The organism is Chloroflexaceae bacterium, assembly GCA_025057155.1.
Taxonomy (GTDB): domain Bacteria; phylum Chloroflexota; class Chloroflexia; order Chloroflexales; family Chloroflexaceae; genus JACAEO01.
Window position 1 is genome coordinate 1 of the sequence record JANWYD010000027.1, and the last position, 16,773, is coordinate 16,773.

Consider the following 16,773-nt stretch of genomic DNA (forward strand, 5'->3'; position numbering starts at 1 on the left):
CGCCAGACGCCCCGTGGCCGCCGCCGGCGGGCCGACAGACCGGCGGCGCCCCCGCGGGCGCCGCGGCGGCGCGCTGCGCTCCACCGCGTCGGCAATGACCGCCACCCGGTCCAGCCGGAAGCAGCGCTCGGCCCGCGCCGTCAGGCAGTAGGCGTGCAGGTAGGTCACCGGCCCGTGCTCCTCCAGCCGCAGCGGGCGCACCATCCGCTCCCGTGGCGTCGCATCGTGCGCCCCCTGGTACCACAGCCGCACCACCCCCCGCCGCCGCAACGCCCGGCGCAGCGTCTCGCGCAGCGCCCCCGCGGGGGGTGTGGAGGTGTGGAGGTGTGGAGGTGTGGAGGTGTGGGTGTGGAGCTGTGGAGGTGTGGAGCTGTCGAGCCGTAGAGATATGCATAGGTCGCCCCCCGGCTCTGCAACCGGAGCATCAGCCTGCATTGCAAGCTGATTGCCATCCGAACATGATTTCAGATCGTTATCCACCTCCACACTTCCACACCTCCACACCTCCACAATACTATCCGCCGCCAGCGCCGGGGGCAGCCCGGCCCGCAGCTTTGCCAGGGTTGCGGCCAGCGGCGGCAGGGGCGCGCCCGGGGGCGCTGCGGCGGCGTAGAACCGCGCCGCCGCCAGCAACCCGGCCCGTTCTGCCGGGGTCAAGCCCTCCGGCGCCGCCCCGCTCGCCGGTCGCTCCTCCGGCGGCGCGGGCACGGCCCGCCCGATCCGCGCCAGGGCCCGCGCCAGCGCCCGCTCCCGCCCTGGGGCCACCAGCGCCACCCCCGGGGCCAGTTGCGCCTCCAGCGCCCGCCGCGCCGCCCGGCTCCGGCGCAGCGCCCGCGCCAGGTCCTCCGGGTCATCGCTGAGCAGCACCGTCCGCCGCGCGAGCCGCAGCCCCCCCGCTGCCCGCAGCGTCTCGGCGAGGGACGCCGGCGCGCCGCCGCGCCGGGCCAGGGTGAGCGCCAGGCGCGCCGGGTCGTGTCCGCGGCTGATCGCCGCCGCCGCCTCCGCCGGTCCCAGGCGGTAGACCAGCGTTGTGGCCGTGCTCGCCTCCCAGTGCCCGAAGGCCGCCACCGCCAGCGCCTCCAGCAGGTCCGCCCGGCGCGGCAGGTGCAGGCGCCCGTCAGGGGTCCAGGTCCAGACCGAGGGGGCGGAGGTGTGGAGGTGTGGAGGTGTGGAGGTGTGGAGCTGTGGAGGTGGGGAGGTGGGGAGGTGGGGAGGTAGAGAGCTGTTGAGGTGGGAAGGTGGGGAGCTGTGGAGGTGGAGAACCGTGGAGGTGGGGAGCTGTGGAGGTGTGGTGGAGATGGGGAGTCGTCGAGACATGCACAGGTTGTCCCCCGGCTCGGCAAGCGGAACATCAGCGTGCATCGCAGGCTGCGTGCCATGCGAACATCGTGTCCGATCGGCATCCACCTCCACACCTCCACACCTCCACACCTCTACAGTTCCACTCGTCGCCCCCGGCAGCGCGCCGAGCCAGCGCAGCGGCCCTGCGCAGGCCGCCCCCCACACCGCGGCGGCCCGGCGGGCCGTCCAGGGCCCGCGGCGGGAGGGCCCGCTCAGGCAATGGGTCACGCCATCGGCGAGGGGCCCCAGAGCCGCCGCCATACGCGCGTAGGCCCGGTCCGGCTGTTCGGCGGCCTCCGGCGGCACATGGGCAGCCCAGGCCAGCAGCCGCCGTCGCAGCGCCGGGGCGTCCAGCCCGCGCAGGCGCACCCGCAAGGCGACCAGCCAGGCATCGGGGCGCGGCAGCGCCTCCCAGGCGGCGCGCAGGCGCGCCAGGCGCTCGGCGGGCGGCAGGGCCAGCAGGCGCGGCGCAGCGGGGCCGAGGGTCAGGGCGGCCCGATCGCGGGCCAGGGCCCCCAGGGCCAGCAGCAGCGGCAGGGTCCAGTCGCAGAGCGCCGCGGCCTCGTCGGGGGCCAGGGGCTCCAGGCGCGCGGCCAGGGCGCGGCGGGCCGCGGCGGTCAGACGCCCGTCCTGGCGCGCGGGTAGGGGACGTTCAGCGGCAGCCAGGAGCAGCGCAGTAACAGCGGCCAGAACGGGCGGCTCGGCCACGGCGGGGTCGGGCGGTGGAGACGCGGGCGGAAGCGGGGCGGGCAACCAGGCGCGCACCTCGGGGGGCACAAGGTAGCGCGGGGGATGGAACGGCGCGGCAGGGCGGGGCAGGAGCAAGCCAAGGAGCAGCAGGCGCTCGCTGAGCGAGCGGGGCGCGGGGTCGGCGCGCAACTGGTTCAGAGGGCGGATGGGGCCAAAGCGGGCAGCCAGGGTTTCGGGACGGAGGCCGCCCGCGCAGGCGCGCAGGGCTTGCAGGGCGTCGCGTTCGGCGGGGTCGAGGGCCCAGTAGAGGGCGCGGAGGGCGGCGGGGCGACAGAGGGCGGCGCGGAGGCGAGCCAGGCGCTCCTCGGGCGGGCAGCGGCGGGGCAGGGAGACGCGATGGGTAGCGGCGATGAGGCGCAGCAGGGTGGGGGGCGACTGCGCGAGGGCGGCGGCCCAGCGGTTCATACTTGTCCTCCGGCGGATGACCTGCTATACTGTAGATATTGGGTGCATCATAGGCGCCGGGGGCCAGAAACGCAAATCGCAACAGTGACAATGGACGCTGGCCGAACCGGGCAAGCGCGCAGGAACGCCTCGCGGCGGCCCGGCCCGGGTGCGAGGGGCAATGCCTCACCGCCCCGCTCTGAAGGGGTTTGAAACTCCGCACCGTGAACCGTAGTCCACGGTGTACCCTGCTCCAATGCCTCACCGCCCCGCTCTGAAGGGGTTTGAAACGAAAATAGCGCCGCCTAACCCAGCCGCGTCTCCGCGGCAATGCCTCACCGCCCCGCTCTGAAGGGGTTTGAAACAAACAGATACACGAGCCACTTTTTCATATTCCCCTCCCAATGCCTCACCGCCCCGCTCTGAAGGGGTTTGAAACGCAGCGATTACCGTAGTCGACAGTTCTACACGCTAGCAATGCCTCACCGCCCCGCTCTGAAGGGGTTTGAAACATTGAGACCAATAAGGTCTCCCCGCGCCTGAACTTCGCAATGCCTCACCGCCCCGCTCTGAAGGGGTTTGAAACACCGTAGTCGACGGTCCCACATGCAAGCACGAATAGCACAATGCCTCACCGCCCCGCTCTGAAGGGGTTTGAAACACGAGCCACTTTTTCATATTCCCCTCCTCGGGAAACAATGCCTCACCGCCCCGCTCTGAAGGGGTTTGAAACCCCCCGTGGCGACGCCATCGGGGGTTTACCTCGGCGCCAATGCCTCACCGCCCCGCTCTGAAGGGGTTTGAAACGGGTTTACCTCGGCGCAGCGATTGCCGTAGTTGATCCCCAATGCCTCACCGCCCCGCTCTGAAGGGGTTTGAAACATTCTTACCACATCCATATCCCCCTCCTTTCGGGGAATCAATGCCTCACCGCCCCGCTCTGAAGGGGTTTGAAACTCGGAGCCCCACATGCCAATGCCAGGCATGTGAGCACAATGCCTCACCGCCCCGCTCTGAAGGGGTTTGAAACGCGTCTCCGCGGCTGGTCTCGGCACACCGTGAACCATCAATGCCTCACCGCCCCGCTCTGAAGGGGTTTGAAACCATGATTAGCGCCTGCCGGTACGGCGTGGCGTCCGCACCAATGCCTCACCGCCCCGCTCTGAAGGGGTTTGAAACCGCCCGTGGGGGGCGGCACCGGCGTGCCCGTGGGAGGCCAATGCCTCACCGCCCCGCTCTGAAGGGGTTTGAAACGCCAAAGCGGCCAAAACTGCGAATTTGAAAGTTTTCAATGCCTCACCGCCCCGCTCTGAAGGGGTTTGAAACTGCCCTATTCGGCGACGGGAAATGCCCGACGCCGGAGCCAATGCCTCACCGCCCGCTCTGAGGGGGTTTGAAACTTATTTCAACCGGCGTCTCCGTCACTGTTGCCGTCACCGTATGCCTCACCGCCCCGCTCTGAAGGGGTTTGAAACCGGAGAAGGACCAGCAAGAGGCGCGTACGCATAGAGCTTCAATGCCTCACCGCCCCGCTCTGAAGGGGCTTGAAACGCGTCCCTGCATTCGACGGACAATCCTGGCGGCACTATAATGCCTCACCGCCCCGCTCTGAAGGGGTTTGAAACGATGTAACACCCCGCCGTCATAATCAGGAGAAGGACCAGCAATGCCTCACCGCCCCGCTCTGAAGGGGTTTGAAACGTGAGGGACAAACCGGGCGGGATGACGGTGTGAATTCAATGCCTCACCGCCCCGCTCTGAAGGGGTTTGAAACTCCCTACTGTCATATGCCCCACCCAAGAACCATAGTTCAATGCCTCACCGCCCCGCTCTGAAGGGGTTTGAAACAACCTTAGGGGTTCGCCCTCAGTCGTGAGCGCCCCAACGCCTCACCGCCCGGCTCTGACGAGGGGCAACCCGGTGTTCTCAGCGGTCTCAGCGGCCTCAGCGTGCTCGGCGTCCCACCGCCTTCACCTCCTCACGCTGGAGGGGGGTAAACCGTAGCCGTCTCAGCGGTCTCAGCGGCCTCAGCGACCTCAGTGCCCCACTGCCTATCGCTACCTGATCGAAGCATGCTATGCGGCATGCCCATAATGCGTTGACGCTTTTTCCCTTTACTAACTGCTAACCATGCTTTTACCTTTTATTCAAATCAGGTTAAAAGAGGCGCCTTATCCTGCTAATGCAGCCTGACTCTGGTGTGCATCATCGTGCTATCTCCCTCCATCCGGCGGCTGGAAACATGTAGTCTAACGACCAGGCTGTAACCCCTCGGGCGGAGGGGCTGGATCCGTGCTTTTTCCCGCCGGACTCGTTGCAATCAGGATGTCAGGCTACATCGTTGGGGCTATAGCCTCCCTCCCTCCGGGCGCGCTTCAGGTAACCCCGACAGCCTGAGCGGTACGGTCGAGTTTGTCGTAACCCATTGATGCCGCAATCCTGCGGCTGCCTGGGCTGCGTCAGACTTGGACGGTGGAGAACGGGCTTTGCGCTAACAGTGCCCCCCGGCGCCTCGTGAAGCCGCGCTCTTGCGCATGGCATGGGGAATTTGCTACCTGAAAGCAAGGAAAGGATCGGTCCGGTTATGCACATCTCCAGGCGTATGCTCGGTCTGGCCGCTGTTGGTCTCCTGATTGTCGCGACCGTCTCGGCGACGGTCGCCAGCACCGGTATGCCCGAACTGCGCGAGCCAGGGCGCACCGGTAACGTCATTTTCATTCATCCCGATGGCTCCGGTATTAACCATTGGGGCGCGGCGCGCACCTACTGGTACGGTCCTGATGCCTTCAGCCCGTGGGATATGTTGCCCGAAATGGCCGCGTATCGCGGCCATATGGCCGATATTCTGACCGGCACCTCGAATGGCGGCGCGACGACCCACGCCTTTGGCTATAAGGTTGAAGGTCTGGGTTCCTTTGGCAAGGACGGCGATGGCGATGCTGCGCGTAGCATCCTGGCCCTCTCCGGCTATCCGGGGAGCATTGCGCGCGAAGCGATCAACAACGGCTATCCGGTGGCGCTGGTGAACGATGGCGACGCCGCTGAACCCGGAACCGCCGCCTTTGTCTCCGAGGTGGGCAACCGTAATCTGGATAATGAGATCGTGCGACAGTTCATTGATGGCCGCCCTGGCTTTGAGGGCGAGGCGCCACCGCATGTGATGCTTAGCGGTGGCGAGGCCTTCTTCCTGCCGCGCGGCACGCCGCCGTGCACACCTGGCAACGTCACCCTTGATTGCGCCGTCCATACCGACCCGATCACCGGCGCCGGTCCCAGCCGGGAGGATGGCCGCAATCTGCTGAAGGAGTTTGAAGCCAGGGGCTATGTTATCGTGCGCACGCGCGCCGAGTTCGAGGCACTGCGCGAACGCGTGCAAAGCGACCGCGCCTATGCGCCCCTTGTGCTTGGCCTCTTCGCCGCTGATGACATCTTCAACGATGTGCCGGAGGAGCGTCTGATCAGCGCCGGCCTGGTCGATCCGTCCATCCCCGCCGACGCCAAGGGCACGAATCTGATCCTCTTCGGCAGCGCTCCCGGCACGCTCGGCTACAATCCTCCTACTGCCAGCGAGATGTTCGCGCTGGCGCTGACAATTATCGAACGTTGCGCGCGGCAGGCGGGCAAGCCGTTTATGATGGTTGCCGAAACGGAGAGCGTTGACAACTTCGGCAACAGCAACAACGCAATTGGCACGCTCACCGGTCTCAAGCATGCCAACGAAATTATCGCCCTGGCACGGGAGTTCCAGGCGCAGAGACACAACACCCTGATCCTTACCGCCGCCGACAGTGACGCGGGTGGTATGCAGATTGGCGCTGTCAGGGCGGATCAGAACGTCGGGACGTATAATGGAAATCCGACCGGCGTCGCAGCCCAGAACGTCGCCTTCCCCCTGGATGGTCGCTACGGGCGGGGTACCGCGCCGTTTATCTCTGAACCCAACGCCTACGGTCAGCCTATGGCCTTTGCGGTGAGTTGGGTTGGCACGCCCGACGTGATGGGCGGCATCGTCGCCCGCGCGCAGGGCCTGAACGCCCGCGAGCTGCGGCGGACCTTCAGTGGCCGTTTCGATAACACCGACGTCTATCGCCTGATGTACCTGAGCCTGTTCGGGCGCGCTCTGCCCTCCTCGGTTGGCCAGACCGCACCGAGCCGTTGAGACGATGAAAGGTCCCGGAGGACGTAGCCCTCTCAGACCCTCCTCAGGTGTGCGTCGCATTCGCCATCCGGGGCATTGGGACGCCCGGCTCCCCCCTCTCCCGCTCAGGGAGAGGGGAGGTGAGGATCGCAAGCGCATCGGAATGCCGAAAACCCCTTCTCCCGCGAAAAACCCTACCCCTGAGAGGGGTTGCGGAGGAGGTGGGAGTTTAGCGTTTTTACAGACCACTCAGTAGTCTGGACAGGAAGTTTCCCGGCCTTTCCGCCCCCTCCCGGCCTCCCCCCGTCGGGGGGAGGAGCCGGACGCCCTCCCCCAGCGGGGGAGGGGCGGGGGAGGGGGCGGAGTTGCTGCAAACCTTCGTTCACAGCGAACTCCGTAGTCTGTAAAGAGTTCGGCCTTTCCGCCCCCCTCCCGGCCTCCCCCCGTTGGGGGGAGGAGCCGGACGCCCTCCCCCAGCGGGGGAGGGGTGGGGAGGGGGCGGAGTTGCTGCAAACCATCGTTCACAAGACCACTCAGTGTTCTCTGCCTCCTCAGTGCTCTCTGCGCCCCTGCCCCGCTCCGAAGAGTTCCACGCTCGTCCGGCCTGGTCGGTGCAAAGGTGTCAACTTTGGCCCGCGCCGGTTGACATAGCCCCGCCGCGCGGCTTACAATGCATCCATCTCATTGGCCCGCAAGGAGCAGCCCGGTGGGGTACTGGATCCTCAAGACCGAGCCGCAAGCCTATAGTTACGCCGATCTCTCGCGCGAGGGCGGTACGGTGTGGGACGGGGTGACCAACAACGTCGCGCTGAAACATCTGCGGACGATGCAGCCCGGCGATCAGGCCCTGATTTATCACACCGGCGATGAGCGCCGGGCGGTGGGCCTGGCCGAGGTGACCAGCGCGCCGTATCCCGATCCGCAACACAATGACCCCCGGCTGGTAGTGGTGGATGTGCGCCCGCTCCGTCTTCTGCCGCGCCCGGTTGATCTGGCAACGATTAAGGCCGACCCTTTCTTCACTGAGTTCGCCCTGGTGCGTCAGGGCCGCCTCTCGGTGGTTCCGGTCACGCCTGAGCAATGGTCCCGCTTGCTGGCGCTGGCCGGTCTGGAAGTATGATGCCCCTGGTCCTGGTTCCGCTGGTGCGTATCTAGAAAGATGGTGGCCTTACAATAGGATCACTACGCATAGCCGCGCGAGGTGCTGCGATGGAGGCAGCGACGATCCTGGTAGTTGACGATGAGCAGCCGATTGTGGACCTGGTGGCCAGTTACCTGACCGCGGAGGGCTTCGCGGTGCACCGGGCCTTCGATGGCCCCGGCGCGCTCAATCTGGCGCGCAGCCTGCGCCCGGATCTGGTCATCCTCGATGTGATGCTTCCCGGCCTCGATGGGATCGAAGTCTGCCGGCGCCTGCACCAGGAGACGGCGGTCTATGTGCTGATGCTCACCGCTCGCGCCGATGAGGTGGATAAGCTGATCGGCCTCTCCGTCGGCGCCGATGACTACCTCACCAAGCCCTTCAGTCCCCGCGAGCTGGTCGCGCGGGTCAAGGCCATTCTGCGCCGCGCTCGCACGCCGGTTGAGAAGTTCGCCGAACGGCCGGTGTTGCAGTTTGGCGACATCAGCATTGACCCTGAACGGCGCGAGGTGCTGCGCAGCGGCTGCCAGATCGATCTGACCCCCCGCGAGTTTGACCTGCTCTACGCCATGGCCAGCCATCCGGGGCGCGTCTTTACCCGTGAAGAGTTGCTGCGCCGCGTCTGGGGGCCGGACTTCGCCGGCATTGATCGGGTCGTTGATGTACACGTCGGCACCCTGCGCCGCAAACTCGAAGATGACCCCGATGGCGCGCCGTTGCTCCAGACGGTGCGCGGCGTCGGCTACAAGTTTGTCGGTGGTCAGCGATGAGATGGTACCATCAACTTCGCTGGAAGCTCTTCTTCTCCCACCTGGTGATTATTATCATCGCCGATGTGGTGCTGCTCGCCACGGCCGGCTTTATCGCCCGCATCGGTCTGGTCTATGTGGCGCCGCTGAACGTCGGCGCCGCCGCCGCCGAAACGGGTCGCCTGCCCGCCGCTGGCGCCGCCATGGCGTCGGCGACGTCCGCCGAGCAGTTCCAGACGGTGCTCCAGCAGGCCCTGCTCGTCAGCGGCTTCGCCGCGCTGGCCGCGGCCGTAGTAGTGAGCCTCTTCGTCTCGCGGCGGATTGTCGAACCGTTGTTGACCCTCTCGGTCGTCAGTCGTCGCCTGGCGCAGGGCTTCTACCGCGAGCGCATCCGCATCAGCAGCGATGACGAGATCGCCCAGCTTTCCCAGAGCGTCAATCAACTGGCCGATGCCCTTGACCAGACCGAGCGCCGCCGCCTGGCTCTGCTCGCCGATGTCACCCACGAGTTGCGCACCCCCCTGGCGACGATCGGCGGCTACATGGAGGGGCTGCTTGACGGGGTGATTGAGCCCAGCCCCCAGACCTTCAGCCTCATCCTGCACGAGTCGAATCGCCTGCAGCGCCTGATTGAGGACCTCGAGTTGCTCTCGCGGGTGGAGGCGGGCCAGTTGCCGGTTGTGGCCCGTCGCACCGATCTACAGCGGGTGCTCGAAGAGGTGGTCGCCCAGTTCGAGCCGCTCTTCCGCGCCAATCAGGTTACCCTGAGCTTGCACCTCGACATTGACCTGCCCCCCGTCTGGGCCGATCCCGACCGGGTGAACCAGGTGCTGATCAACATCCTCTCCAATGCCTACCGCTACACTCCCTCCGGCGGGAAGGTGACCCTGGTCGCCGATGTGGCAGATAAGATGGTCATCGTTGCCGTGCGCGATACCGGCATCGGCATCAGCCCCGAGCATCTCCCGCACATCTTCGAGCGTTTCTACCGGGTTGACAAATCTCGCGCCCGGCAAAGCGGCGGCAGCGGCATCGGTCTGGCCATCGCGCGGCACCTGGTCTATGCTCAGGGAGGAGAGATCTGGGCTGAGAGCGATGGGCCGGGCAAGGGCACGACCTTTTGCTTCACCCTGCCCGTGGTGCCGGCCGAGAGCGCGGCGCTGCCGGTTGCCGAGGCGCAGCCTGAAGCCTTGCCTGCCGGTTGATCCGTTATCCGCTTACCTCAAGAGGTATGGTGCGACCTGGGTTCTCCGGCGAGCGCAATGCAGAGCATTGCGTTACGGCGTCACGCGGCACAGCCGTACAGACCCATGACTTCACAGATCCTGCTGGGCATCTTTCAACTCTTCCTGATCATCGGCGGTTCGCTCGCCGTGGCGCTCTATGTGATTGACCGGCTCTTCCCGCCGATGGAGCGCATCCGCGAACCCGGCAACGAGAGCGTTGTTTCGTCCCTGCCGGCCGGGCCGGGAATGCTGCGCCTGCCCCAGGCGTCGCCCACCGATGAAATGGCGCTGCCTGCCGCCCCGCCCTGGCTGGGCGCCTACTGGCGCGCCAACCTTCGCCTGATCGGGCCGATACTGCTCATCTGGCTGTTCAGCTTTACCCTGCCCGCGCTCCTGGCCCCGGCGCTGAACTCGATCACCGTGCTGACCGGTTTTCCCCTGGGCTACTACCTCAGCGGCCAGGGGGCGCTCCTCTTCTTTGTGGCGCTCACTGTCATCTATAGCTGGCGCATGGCCCGTCTGGACCGGCGCTTTGGCGTCTATACCGCCAATACGCCCGAGCAGCGCCGCTACCGCACCCGCCTGCTCGTCAACTATGCCGTCTTTATCGCCGGCTTTATCGCGTTCGTTGCGGTCGTAGGGGCGATTGACGCCTACTACGGCCTGCCGGCGCCGTTGATCGGCTGGGTCTTCCTGTTTCTCACCATTGCCATCTATGCCGTGATCGGCCTGCGCGCCCGCACCAATCGCCTGGATGAATACTACGTCGCCGGGCGGCGCGTGCCCGGCGTGCTCAATGGCCTGGCGACCGGCTCAGACTGGATGAGCGCCGCATCGTTCATCTCCATGGCCGGGGCGCTCTTCCTGCTGGGCTATGAGGGTCTGGCCTACATTACCGGCTGGACGGGCGGGTATGTGCTTCTGGTCCTGCTCCTGGCGCCCTACCTGCGCAAGTTTGGCCAGTTCACCGTTCCCGATTTCATTGGCGCGCGCTATCCCGGAGCGCTGACGCGGGTGATCGCCGCCGTCGCCAGTGTGATCATCAGTTTCACCTATCTGACCGCCCAGGTCACCGGCGTGGGCATTATTATGAGCCGCTTTCTGGGCCTCAACTACATGCTCGGCGTGATTGTCGGCCTTGCGGCGGTGCTCCTGTGTTCGTTCCTGGGGGGCATGAAAGCGATCACCTGGACCCAGGGGGTGCAGGGGATCATCCTGGTCTTTGCCTACCTGGTGCCGGTGACCTGGCTCTCGTTCAAACTGACGGGGGTGCCTCTGCCGCAGTTGATGTATGGCGAGGCGCTGCGCAATATCGAGGCCCTGGAAGTGAGCCAGGGCATTACGCGGAGCTACACTGCGCCCTTTAACGACTGGTCGCCGCTCAATTACCTGGCCCTGACCCTGTGCCTGATGCTGGGCACCGCCGGGTTGCCGCACATCCTGGTGCGCTTCTACACCGTCCCCACAGTGCGCGAAAGCCGCAGCAGCGTGGGATGGGCGCTGGCCTGGATCTGTGTGCTCTACCTCACCGCGCCAGCGTATGCGGCCTTCTCACGCTGGGAGATCCTGGAGAACGTGGTCGGGCGACCGGCGGGCGCGTTGCCGGCCTGGGCGGAGAACTGGGCGCGCACCGGCCTGCTGGCCTTTGCCGATGCCCCTGATGCCGGAGGGAATGGCGACGGGGTGTTGCAGTACCGCGAGTTGAGCATTGACCAGGATCTGATCGTGCTGGCCACTCCCGAAATCGCCGGGTTGCCGGCCACGGTGGCGGCGCTGGTGGCCGCCGGGGGCATGGCCGCGGCCCTCTCTACCGCCGACGGCCTGCTCATGGTGATCGCCTCCGCCGTGGCCCACGATGTGTTCCACCGCACCCTTAACCCCGGCGCCAGCCGCCGCGAACGCCTCTGGCTCGGGCGCATCTTGATCCTCGTCGTGGCTATTCTTGCCGCCCTCACTGCCCTGCAACGCCTGGCGATCATCGTGCAGATGGTGGCCTGGGCCTTCTCCCTGGCCGCAGCGACTTTTTTCCCCGTGCTGGTGCTGGGAGTGTTCTGGAAGGGCGCCACCAGCCGCGGCGCCGCCGCCGGCATGCTGAGCGGCCTGCTGGTAACCCTGGTGTACATGGGCCTGAACTACACCATGCCCGAGTTTAATCTGTTTGGCATCAGCCACGTGGCGGCGGGGATCTTCGGGGTTGTGGTCAATCTCGTCGTGACCTTGATCGTGAGCCGGGCCGGTCCGCGCCCCACGCCGGCCACCGAGGCCCTGGTGGATTATCTGCGCTATCCGTGAGGCGCTCCTCGCCTGTCATCGGATTCGGGTGTTTGTCGCAGTATGGGCCGGGAGAACCCGGTTTCCCGTGCTGCAACCCTCAAGGTTGCGGCACAGGCAAAAATCCTTACCCGCATGTCGAAGGTACAGCCGCCGGTCGCTTCCTCGCCGGCTCAGGGGGGTGCGTCACAGACTAACGCCCTTACGCACCGGGATCGGCGGCGCCGGCTCAATCGGCCCGTCGCTCAGGATCAGGGACGGGATGACGCGGGTCATCGCGTCGGCCTCAGCGTCGCCGATCAGTTCGGCGGCGCGGGCCCGGGCGGCCCCCAGGTTGGGCATGCGCCCGAAGTGCGGGCCGTGGGCGTCGCTGCCGATGATCTGCACCAGCCGGTGGGTGACCAGGGTTTCGGCCAGATGGCGCATCGCCGGCCCCTGAACGCCAAGCAGCGCGTCGGCGGTGAGTTGCATAAGGACGCCGCGCTCGATCAGCGGCGCGAGGCGGTTGGGGTCTTGCTGCACGTAGCGCATGCGCTCCGGGTGGGCATACACTACCCGGTAGCCGGCCACCTGCAGGGCGAAGATGATCTGCTCAACCACGTCGGCAGGGCTGGTGAGGGGAAACTCCACCAGCACCGCCCGGCTCTTGCCGTAGGGCAGCAGGTCGCCGGTCTTCAGGCGCTCGACCACGCCCGCCTCGCCATAGATTTCGGTGCCCGGCACCAGTTCGAGGGTGATCTCCTGTTCGGCCAGGGCGGCGCGCAACTCGGCGAGCCGTTCGGCCAGGAGGTTCACGGTGTAACGAGAGTGGTCAGCGTTGGCCGAACTGCGCCCGTGGGGCGTGGCGGCCATAATCGTGACGCCCATGGCCGCCGCCTCGCGGGCCATCTCAAGCGCGGCTTCGAGGGTCCGGGCGCCGTCGTCGAAGTCGTGGAGAATGTGGGTATGCAGATCAATCATATGCCTTAAAAGAGTGCGGCGGCCAGTTACCTGGCCGCCCCCTTGCTCCTCAGTAGCTGTAGCCGCGCTCCAGGCGCGAGCCGTTGAGCACCACCCCGATAATGTTGGCTTTCACCTTTTCGAGCATCTGCCGGGCTTCGCGCGCCCGGTCGCGCCGGGTGTGGCCGGCCTGCAACACGAGCAACACCCCGTCCACCCTGGGAGCCAGCACGGCGGCGTCGGTGACGGCGACGACGGGCGGCGTGTCGAAGAGCACCATATCGGCCTCGGTGCGCAGGCGCTCGATAAGCGCTCCCATGCGGCGGGAACCGAGCAGATCCGCCGGGCGCGGCGGCAACGGGCCGCTGGCCAGCAGGCGCAACCCGGCCACGCCCGTCTCCTGGATGGGCAGCGGCCCCTCACTCTGCTCCAGCAGGGCGCTGGTCACCCCCCGGTCGTTGGACACCCCGAAGATGCTGTGGAGACTCGGGCGCCGCAGATCGCAATCCACCATTAATACCCGCTGCTCGGCCTGGGCCATGGTCACCGCCAGGTTCGCCAGGGTGGTGCTCTTGCCCTCGTCCGGCCCGGTGCTGGTGATCACCAGCGTGTGCAGCGGGCGGTCAAGGCTGGAGAAGAGAATGTTCGTCCGCAGGGTGCGATAGGCCTCGGCGGCGGCGGAACTCGGGTCGCGCAGGGTGATCAGCGCGCGTTCGGCGACGGTCCCGTTCACGGACACGACTCCCTCCCGGCTGTTACTTCTCGACCGTCGGGATGGCTCCGATGGTCGTCAACCCGACGAAGCGCTCGACATCGGCGCTGCTCTTCAGGGTGTCATCAAGATATTCAAGCACAAACACGAGCAAGACGCCAACGATCAGGCCGAGGATGGCCCCTGCGAGCACATTGACGCGGGTGTTGGGGCTGATAGACACCAGACGCGCCCGCTGGATCTGCTGGACGTTGATGCGCGCGGTCCCTTCCAGCGTGGCATTGATGCGGTTGACTTCGGCGACGATGCGCGCGCCGACGGCGTCGGCCATGGCCATCGCCTGGTCCAGGGTGGGCGCGTCAACCTCGATGACGATTTTCTGCTCGTCGGGGCGGGGCTGGATGTTCACGTCTTCCATCCACCGTTCGCCGCTGATGTCGAAGCCGAGCTGCTGGCTGATCTCGTCGAGCACATCGGGTTGCAGCACTAGTTCGCGATAGCTGTTCATCGAGTTGCGCAGCACGATGTTGAGGCCATTATCAGCCTGGTTGGCAAAGGCCAGATAGACAGCCTGGGCGCGGAAGGTCTGGGGCAGCAGTTTGCTTACCCCGTAGGCGGCCACCGCCGCGGCCAGCAGCGTGAGAGCCGCCACCCACCAGCGTTTGATCAGTACATTAACATAATCTGTGAGTTGCATAGGCATACCTGAGGTGAAAACGTCTACGGCAGGGACCTGGGTAGTCGGTGAACTAAGTCTTGCGGTAACTCCGCCCCCTCCCCAACCCTCCCCCGTTGGGAGAGGGCTTCCGGCTCCTCCCCCCAGCGGGGGGAGGCTGGGAGGGGGGCGGCACTGCAAGGAAACGTTGTTCACAGACTGTCGAGTAACCTCGGTTGATCACTGCTCGCCGGGCCGGGGAAGGCCGGATCACTCTTTCGGAATCACGCCAAGCACGCGCACCCCGAGCCACTGTTCGGCCTGGCGCGGGCTGCGCAGCCGGTCGTCAAAAGCGTTGAGCAGGAAGGCCAGGCCGGTGCCGGCGGCGAGGGCGAGCGCTGCGCGCAGGGCGACATCCTGCGCCACATCGCGGCGGCCAGCGACCGGACGCGCCGGCCCGGGCGGATCGAGCACGGCCACGTGCAGCCCGCCAGCGGAGGCGCGGCCCCAGTACTTCAGCCCGCCGCTCTCCAGGGTCGCCAGCGTCGCGCGAAGCAGGGCGCTTGCCGTTTCCGGGGCGCCGGCGACGGCGCGGAACGTTACGGCGCGGTGGGTCACCTCGGCCTGCAGACTGCCGCGGATCGTCGCGGCATCTATCGGGTAGCCCTCGGCCGCCAGGGCCGCCTGCACATCGGCGGCGAAGGCGGCGCTGCCCACGACAAAGGGCAGATCGTCGAGAATGTACTCCGTGGTCATCCAGGTGGATCGCTCGTCAACATCGGGCAGCGGCGAGGGCGCCGACGCCGAGAGCGGCACGCGCGAAACCAGGGCCAGCGCGCTGGCCTGGTAAGCCGGGGCGCGGCTCAGGGCCAGGGCCAGACTGACCGCGCCAGCGATGAGCGGAGGCAGCAGGACCACCAGCCAGTAGCGCCGCAGGATGGAAAGATACTCGTACAGATGCATGCTCAGGAAGCCGGTAAGCAATCTGCTGGCGCGCCGCTGGCGCTGGTTCGTCTGACGCGCCGCCAGCCGTGGGCATTGCCGGCCCGACCCAGGCCGATCATCGCCAGCGAGGCGGCATCCGGTCGGTCAGGGGGCGCGCGCAATGCGCTCCTCCTGCCGCAACGCAAGCGCTTCATCAATCAGCGCGCGCATCTGGCGTAGAAAACGCTCGCGGCCAAACCATTCAGCGTGGCGGCGAATCGTCAGCGAATCATACTGATCGCGCTGCGCGGCCAGAACGGCGGCAGCCAGGGCCGTGGCCGTCGGTTCGTAGAAGAACCGACCGGTTACTCCCTCGATCACCGTCTCAAGCGCCCCGCCCGCCCCGTAGGCGATTACCGGGCGCCCGGCGGCCATGGCTTCGACGGGGGTAATGCCAAAATCCTCCTCCCCCGGAAAGATAAAGGCCCGACAGCGGCTAAACAGGTCGCGCCGGGTCGGCTCATCCACCCAGCCGAGAAACTCGATGGTCGGGCCGGCCAGCCGTTCCAGGCGTTGCCGGTCGCGACCATCGCCGAAGATCTTCAGCGGCAGGCGCAGACGGTTAAAGGCCTCGATAACCAGCTCAATGCGCTTATAGGGGATAAGGCGCCCGCCAGCGAGATAGTACTCGGCGGCAGGCTGTGGAGCATACGGCGGCAGATCGACCGGTGGCGGCACAATCTCAGCCTCGCGCCGGTAGTACCGGCTGATGCGCCTGGCGACCTCGCGCGAATTGGCGACAAAAACATCCACTCGATTAGAGGATGTCACGTCCCAGAGTCTAACATAGGTGAGCATGAAGGGCAAGATCAGGCCGGGCAACCCGCCGATCCCCTCGCGGAGCAGATAGTCCTGGCTCCGCCAGGCGAAGCGCATTGGCGTGTGACAGTAACAGATATGTAGCGCGTCGGGGCGCGGGATGATCCCCTTGGCAAAGGCGCTGCTGCTGGAGAGGATCAGGTCGTAGTCGTGCAGGTCAAAGCTCTCGAAGGCGCTCGGGTAGAGCAGAAAGTAGCGCCGGAAATGCCGGCGCCACCCTGGAATCCGTTGCACGAATGAGGTGCGAATGTCCCAGTTGCGGTAGGCTGCCGGCATCGCCTCCGGGTCGTAAATCGAAGTGAACACGGGCGCGTCGGGATACAGCTCGTGGAGCGCCTCGAGCACGCGCTCGGCCCCGCCGTACTGGTTAAGATAATCGTGAACGATAGCGACCCGCATACGCAGACGAGGTGACCTGCACGCCCAGGGGCAAGCGAGCACGTCCTCGATGCCTGCCTGAAGCGAGGTTTCGCTATAGGATAGCATAACCTGGCGTTGTTGCCGCACGCTGGCGGAGAGAGTGTGCAAGCGTCTGGCAGAAGTGTTGCAAGTAGCGAGAATATCCCGTCAGGTAGTGGTAATACTGCTTGATCTGCGGCCGCCGCCGCCTATACTATAGGGGTGTGTGCCTGGCCGTCCTGCGCCTGGTACGTCCAGCCCGCCC

12 protein-coding genes and 1 CRISPR repeat array are annotated in these 16,773 nt (G+C 66.3%); of the genes, 5 read left to right on the forward strand and 7 right to left on the reverse strand.

Annotated elements, in window-relative coordinates; genetic code table 11:
- The coding region (locus NZU74_18870; GenBank protein ID MCS6883396.1) for a WYL domain-containing protein at nt 1-2,496 on the reverse strand (2,496 nt) is incomplete at its 3' end.
- Nucleotides 2,497-2,654: 158 nt separating this feature from the next.
- Nucleotides 2,655-4,394: direct repeats of the CRISPR family, unit length 37 nt; unit sequence CAATGCCTCACCGCCCCGCTCTGAAGGGGTTTGAAAC.
- 665 nt (nt 4,395-5,059) lie between these two features.
- Between NZU74_18870 and NZU74_18875 the strand changes: the two genes are divergently transcribed.
- From NZU74_18875 to NZU74_18895, 5 genes are all read left to right on the forward strand, one after another.
- Complete coding sequence (locus NZU74_18875; GenBank protein ID MCS6883397.1) at nt 5,060-6,634, forward strand: alkaline phosphatase; 1,575 nt, start codon at nt 5,060-5,062, stop codon at nt 6,632-6,634.
- A gap of 685 nt (nt 6,635-7,319) precedes the next feature.
- Nucleotides 7,320-7,733, forward strand: a complete 414-nt coding sequence (locus NZU74_18880) for an EVE domain-containing protein (protein MCS6883398.1) — start codon at nt 7,320-7,322, stop codon at nt 7,731-7,733.
- An 89-nt stretch (nt 7,734-7,822) separates the two neighbouring features.
- Entirely contained in the window at nt 7,823-8,524 is a 702-nt protein-coding gene (locus NZU74_18885; protein MCS6883399.1) for a response regulator transcription factor, read from the forward strand.
- A complete protein-coding gene (locus NZU74_18890; protein ID MCS6883400.1) occupies nt 8,521-9,708 on the forward strand; it encodes an ATP-binding protein in 1,188 nt (395 codons plus the stop codon). Before NZU74_18885 ends, NZU74_18890 begins: the two co-directional genes overlap by 4 nt.
- A 105-nt stretch (nt 9,709-9,813) precedes the next feature.
- Complete coding sequence (locus NZU74_18895; GenBank protein ID MCS6883401.1) at nt 9,814-12,021, forward strand: VC_2705 family sodium/solute symporter; 2,208 nt, start codon at nt 9,814-9,816, stop codon at nt 12,019-12,021.
- 165 nt (nt 12,022-12,186) lie between these two features.
- On the opposite strand, the gene NZU74_18900 is transcribed toward NZU74_18895, so the two are convergent.
- The 6 genes from NZU74_18900 to NZU74_18925 all read right to left on the reverse strand — a co-directional run bounded on the left by NZU74_18900 (nt 12,187) and on the right by NZU74_18925 (nt 16,508).
- A complete protein-coding gene (locus NZU74_18900) occupies nt 12,187-12,960 on the reverse strand; it encodes a hypothetical protein (GenBank protein MCS6883402.1) in 774 nt (257 codons plus the stop codon).
- A 49-nt stretch (nt 12,961-13,009) separates the two neighbouring features.
- Nucleotides 13,010-13,672 (reverse strand): CpsD/CapB family tyrosine-protein kinase, encoded by a 663-nt coding sequence (locus NZU74_18905; protein ID MCS6883403.1) that lies wholly within the window; start codon nt 13,670-13,672, stop codon nt 13,010-13,012.
- 22 nt (nt 13,673-13,694) lie between these two features.
- Nucleotides 13,695-14,348 (reverse strand): Wzz/FepE/Etk N-terminal domain-containing protein, encoded by a 654-nt coding sequence (locus tag NZU74_18910; GenBank protein MCS6883404.1) that lies wholly within the window; start codon nt 14,346-14,348, stop codon nt 13,695-13,697.
- A gap of 228 nt (nt 14,349-14,576) precedes the next feature.
- The gene (locus NZU74_18915) at nt 14,577-15,269 is read right to left on the reverse strand and encodes a hypothetical protein (protein ID MCS6883405.1); all 693 of its coding nucleotides are present in this window, start codon (nt 15,267-15,269) and stop codon (nt 14,577-14,579) included.
- 2 nt (nt 15,270-15,271) lie between these two features.
- Nucleotides 15,272-15,412 carry a hypothetical protein gene (locus NZU74_18920; protein ID MCS6883406.1) on the reverse strand — a complete coding sequence of 47 codons (141 nt, stop codon included), beginning with the start codon at nt 15,410-15,412 and terminating at the stop codon, nt 15,272-15,274.
- Nucleotides 15,396-16,508: a glycosyltransferase gene (locus tag NZU74_18925; GenBank protein MCS6883407.1), complete on the reverse strand. Its 1,113-nt coding sequence runs from the start codon at nt 16,506-16,508 to the stop codon at nt 15,396-15,398. The genes NZU74_18920 and NZU74_18925 overlap by 17 nt, the downstream gene beginning before the upstream one ends.
- Nucleotides 16,509-16,773: the final 265 nt, after the last annotated feature.